Below are 4,443 nucleotides of genomic sequence, written 5' to 3' on the forward strand. Positions count from 1 at the left end.
AATGCAATTGGTATTAAATCCATCTTCCAAGAATGGCTTCATGACATCATCGGGAATGAAAAGATCGCTAGCCAATTGGCTGTTTATGGCAAGGCGCTTCGCGGTGCTGGTAAAGGACGTGGCAAGAAAACAATTCACATGGTTAATGCATGGTTTACGGAATTGGGCATGTGCATCGGTCAACAAAAGGTCGAGGTAAAAACCAATGATATTACGGCGATACCAGAGCTGCTCAAGCTGCTGGAACTTGAAGGCTGTCTGGGCAGTATTGACGCGGCAGGCCTCAGACCAAAATTGTCAGCGCTATTCTTGAGAAAAACGGCGATTACTTACTGGCGGTGAAGGACAATCAGCCAAAGTTGTGCGACGAAGTGCAGCAGCACTTTCAGGCTTATTGGGAAACCACGCCAACAGATGAGTTGGGGCCTTTTTTTGATAATCAGTTCGACAAGCGCATGGACGAAAGGAGCGTCGGCGCTGTTGGGCCTTGGCCGTTGACGACAGTCTGTCACTTTGTCAGAAATGGAATGCAAAAGTTATCATCGAGGTGCAAGCTGAACGAACTTTGAAGAATGAAACCAATGATTATGTTCGCTATTATATTAGCAGCCGTGAGCTTGGGGCCGCCGCAGCACTGAAGGTGACGAGAATGCACTGGTCGGTGGAAAACCACCTGCATGGGACCTTGGATGTAGCATTTAAAGAAGACCAACCCCAAGCTCGATCAGGCTTTGTTGGTGAGAATTTAGCTGTCATCCGGCAATGGATATTAAACATGTTGAAGCAAAAAAATCACGATCGCAGAGCATGGCTAACAAGCGCAGGCTCTGCGGCCTAAATGATGATTATTTATTCGAGAGCATGGGCTTATTCAACAAATAGACGTTGATGCGTTAGCCCTGGTTAAGTGAGCACCATCAAGATATGTTGTCGCACTCACCTGTTGAGAGTGTGCATGCTCTTGATATATCGGGTCTAAAAGCCATTGATGTTACCTTTTGGAGCTTGTGGTGCGCTGATCAATTAGTAGGTATTGGTGCACTAAAACAGCTTGATAAATATCATGACGAAATTAAATCAATGCGCACTAGCGTTCAATTTCTTCGCCAAGGTGTTGCACATAAAATATTGGCGCACCTGATTGCTGAGGCGAGAACTCGAGGTTATCAGCGCTTAAGTCTTGAGACTGGCTCTATGGATGCTTTTAAGCCTGCACAAAAATTATATCAGCAGTTTGGTTTTCAAGAGTGCTTACCTTTTGGCGATTATCACGTTGATCCCTATAGCTCTTTTATGACTTTAACCTTGTAATCATCTGGCATTGTTCACATAATTGCCTTTCACTTGCTGCTTGTATCCTTTTTTTTAACCACGATTGCGCCCATTTTAACTCCTGCCAACTGCCAGCCTTTACATAAGTAAATTATCACGTGCCATTTGAGCATCGCTTTTAATTGTGATAAATTTTAATGAGAATTATTCGTATTTGGCCCGTGTTGAATGTAACGATGGTAAGTTTGCTATCGCTCGGCGGCACTATATCGGATGAATAACCTCGCACAACTAAATGGTGGTGAAATGGAAAATTGGCAGCAACTCATGAACTCTGGTAATCAGCATTTTAAAGAGGCAGCTTGGCTGGATGCTCAGTACTGCTATCAACAGGCTGTCTCTTTGATTGAGAGTGAATGGTCACATCAGTTAAGTGACCGAGAGTTATTGTTTGCTTGGATAGCAGGTATGCATAATTTGGCTCATCTGTATGAGTCTCAGCAGCAAAGCGAAATGGCATTACATTATTTGAAGCACGCTCATAAACAGGTGCAAACATTGTCAGCAGATGAATCAGTCATTGCTGAGGTGCGAAGCTCTGCTTTTAATAGCCTTAGTTTAACCATACCGCCACTCCTCGATTTTGCTAAGCGACACCCAATTTGCGATGACTGTGTTTCAGCGTTAGAAGAAACTGCTGCATCACTCGGCGGGCAAAGTAGTGCATTACATTAAGTTATCAAGAGCATAATTGATAAGTAGATCTACGCGCATAGACCGTTTCTTAAATTGCATCAATTTGGATGCGAAAAACGTTTTTCGTCAATTTATACATAAAGGATTACCGATGAATATAAATTACCTGATAGCAGCTATGACAAGCTTGCTGGCCATATTTTCAACCTCTGCTTTGGCCCATCCTGGTCATGATCATAGTGCCGAGTCCTCAAATCTCATTCATTTGCTTTGGGCGGCTCCTGTCGTTGTTGCTGCCGTATTGGCCTACAAATTACTTAGATCGGCTTTAGTAAAAAGATCATCGCTTGATGGCAATAAATAGGAGCTAAAATGTTAGCGAAGTTACTCGACAAAATTGATAGCAAATATCCGTTTGAGACGATATCTGCCCACTGTGATATTCCGTGTAAAATCTACGATCCTATTACAGCGCAACTTGCGGTGTTGACTATAATCCGCATGGTCGATCTGCTGAATGAGCTACCTAAAGTAAGCGAAATGTCGGCTGCTCAACTGGCACAGTTTAACCGTTTGGTGGGGGAGAAAGAGCTGCATGGGAAAAAAGTGAAAGCTGAAATACAAGTTATCTGGGGCGATTATATAAAACAGCCGCAATTGGATGCTTTTCCTGAATTGCATTCGCTCACACATAACATCATGTTAGCGGCCTCTAAAAGCAAACAGCACATTGATCGGGCTGCAACGATGGAACTGCTTACACTGGTTAATCGCTTCGCGGAGGTATTCTGGCTTAGCAAAGGGGTAGAGGTTTATTCAGCAAACTGTCCGTATCCACCCGCCGAACTTGTTACCTATCCAAAACTAGAGTCGTAATAGACAACTATGTTTGGTTTTAGCCTTAATAAAGTCGCTGGAAACAGCATGTTTCCTCGGCTTAAAAGTGGCAACTTTGTACTGCTATCAGAACACTTTGATAAAAAGGCACTAAAAGTGGGTGACATTATTAAATTACTTCACCCTCGCTATGGTTATATCGTCAAAACGTTAGTGGGTATTGACCATACTGGTAGGTATTGGTTTAAAGGCGAGAATAAGAATAGCGTAGGCATTGAGGAGATTGGACCGATTAAAGCCTCTCAAATTAAGAGCAAAGTGATACTGGTAGTGGGCTCACTTTCGTGACAGACATTTGTCTGTATCTGCATCATTACAATACAGCCTTGGCTTTCTCCAGCCTCCTATACCTGCACCGCTATCGGCTAAATCAGCTTTCCCAGAGGGAGCGATACAGGCTTACCGAATTCCGTATGTTGCGCATGTCAGGTTAGATGCCCGCTATAGTGCGGAGAGCGTATTGATCACGAAAGAATATTGGACAACTTCTTTCCCACTCTCATTGCCTTTTGGCCACAGCGTAAAAACCACTTCCGCTGCTTCTCGTATAACGCACCTTGCACGGATTCACTTATATTCATCATACTGACTCCCTAGCACTCACCCAATTTGTGGTTATCAGGAGGAACGTCCTCTCACGATTTTGTTCCCGCTCAGTTATGGTACTGAACTTCGTTACATTGTCAGACTCGCTACTTTATTCAGAGTCCTAGGGTCATCTGGTGATACAGGTGGTTCACTCAAAGCGGTGAACAGCGCTTCATACGACTTCTCGTCGCACGTCCAAAAACGAGTTAACGACTACCATAGGCTTGCTAGCTATTCATCTAAGTTGGGCTGTACAAGCTCTTAAATCATGGATGATTTGGCAGAGCCTATAGGGATATATTCACGGCGACTTACAAAAGCTTAATGCAGCTGAATGACGCTTGATTGCCATATTTCCGCTTAATCTCGAATTGTTAGTTAGGCTACCTCATACCGGTCCGAAAGCGAGTTAACGACTACCATGGGCTTGCTAGCTATTCATCTAAGTTGGGCTGTGCAAGCTTCTAAATCATGGATGATTTAGAAGCGCCTATAGGGGTATATTCACGGCGACTTGCAAAAGCTCAAGGCATCTGAATTGCGCTTGATTGCTATAGGTACTAGCAGTATCTGCGCATACGCCGACCACAGCTCATTGGAACCACTGATGTCCTATCTTATCTAAGCTGATCACCCTAATGGACCTAGAGGCTTACAACACACACCATATCTTAAGCTGGCTCTACGATGCAGTTCATACACTTCCTAGATTCTCATAATAACCAACACACTTGGAATAGACAGGAGAGCCAGCTACTCGTAGGTTGAAGTTCTCACACAAACAACCAGGTGCTCCATAATGAAGCAATACAAACAGCTGACTCTTAAGGAACGATACCAGATAGAGACGCTTCTGAACATGGGGTTTACAGCAAGAAAGATAGCGATAAAGCTCACCCGTTCAAATAAGACAATTTCCATTGAAATTATGAGATGTAAATTGGGTCATTATAATGCTGAAATCGCTCATCGGGACGCATTAGCTCGGCG

General features: G+C 43.7%; 8 protein-coding genes. All 8 read left to right on the forward strand.

From position 1 onward, the window contains the following. A partial coding sequence (locus AB4238_RS00995; protein ID WP_372030685.1) for an ISAs1 family transposase occupies positions 1-342 on the forward strand: 342 nt, incomplete at its 5' end. Positions 343-487: 145 nt separating this feature from the next. Next, complete coding sequence (locus AB4238_RS01000) at positions 488-838, forward strand: ISAs1 family transposase (protein WP_372030686.1); 351 nt, start codon at positions 488-490, stop codon at positions 836-838. 86 nt (positions 839-924) lie between these two features. Further along, positions 925-1,311, forward strand: coding sequence for a GNAT family N-acetyltransferase (locus AB4238_RS01005; protein WP_372030687.1), 387 nt, complete (start codon positions 925-927; stop codon positions 1,309-1,311). Between the two features lie 234 nt (positions 1,312-1,545). Next, positions 1,546-2,007 (forward strand): DUF2753 family protein, encoded by a 462-nt coding sequence (locus AB4238_RS01010; RefSeq protein WP_372030688.1) that lies wholly within the window; start codon positions 1,546-1,548, stop codon positions 2,005-2,007. 112 nt (positions 2,008-2,119) lie between these two features. Continuing rightward, positions 2,120-2,332 carry a hypothetical protein gene (locus AB4238_RS01015; protein WP_372030689.1) on the forward strand — a complete coding sequence of 71 codons (213 nt, stop codon included), beginning with the start codon at positions 2,120-2,122 and terminating at the stop codon, positions 2,330-2,332. A gap of 8 nt (positions 2,333-2,340) precedes the next feature. After that, complete coding sequence (gene sodN / locus AB4238_RS01020; protein ID WP_372030690.1) at positions 2,341-2,844, forward strand: superoxide dismutase, Ni; 504 nt, start codon at positions 2,341-2,343, stop codon at positions 2,842-2,844. A gap of 48 nt (positions 2,845-2,892) precedes the next feature. Continuing rightward, positions 2,893-3,153 (forward strand): nickel-type superoxide dismutase maturation protease, encoded by a 261-nt coding sequence (locus AB4238_RS01025; RefSeq protein WP_372030691.1) that lies wholly within the window; start codon positions 2,893-2,895, stop codon positions 3,151-3,153. Positions 3,154-4,252: 1,099 nt separating this feature from the next. After that, on the forward strand, positions 4,253-4,443 hold a 191-nt coding region (locus AB4238_RS01030; protein ID WP_372030692.1), incomplete at its 3' end, for a helix-turn-helix domain-containing protein.

It is taken from the genome of Shewanella sp. 10N.286.45.A1, from assembly GCF_041470405.1.
Classification (GTDB): Bacteria; Pseudomonadota; Gammaproteobacteria; order Enterobacterales; family Shewanellaceae; genus Shewanella.

Bases quoted from the DNA above. Each gene is read 5' to 3' on its own strand.
- AB4238_RS01010 (WP_372030688.1), top strand. From the start codon at position 1,546: ATGAATAACCTCGCACAACTAAATGGTGGTGAAATGGAAAATTGGCAG.
- AB4238_RS01005 (WP_372030687.1), top strand. From the start codon at position 925: ATGTTGTCGCACTCACCTGTTGAGAGTGTGCATGCTCTTGATATATCG.
- AB4238_RS01015 (WP_372030689.1), top strand. From the start codon at position 2,120: ATGAATATAAATTACCTGATAGCAGCTATGACAAGCTTGCTGGCCATA.
- sodN (WP_372030690.1), top strand. From the start codon at position 2,341: ATGTTAGCGAAGTTACTCGACAAAATTGATAGCAAATATCCGTTTGAG.
- AB4238_RS01025 (WP_372030691.1), top strand. From the start codon at position 2,893: ATGTTTCCTCGGCTTAAAAGTGGCAACTTTGTACTGCTATCAGAACAC.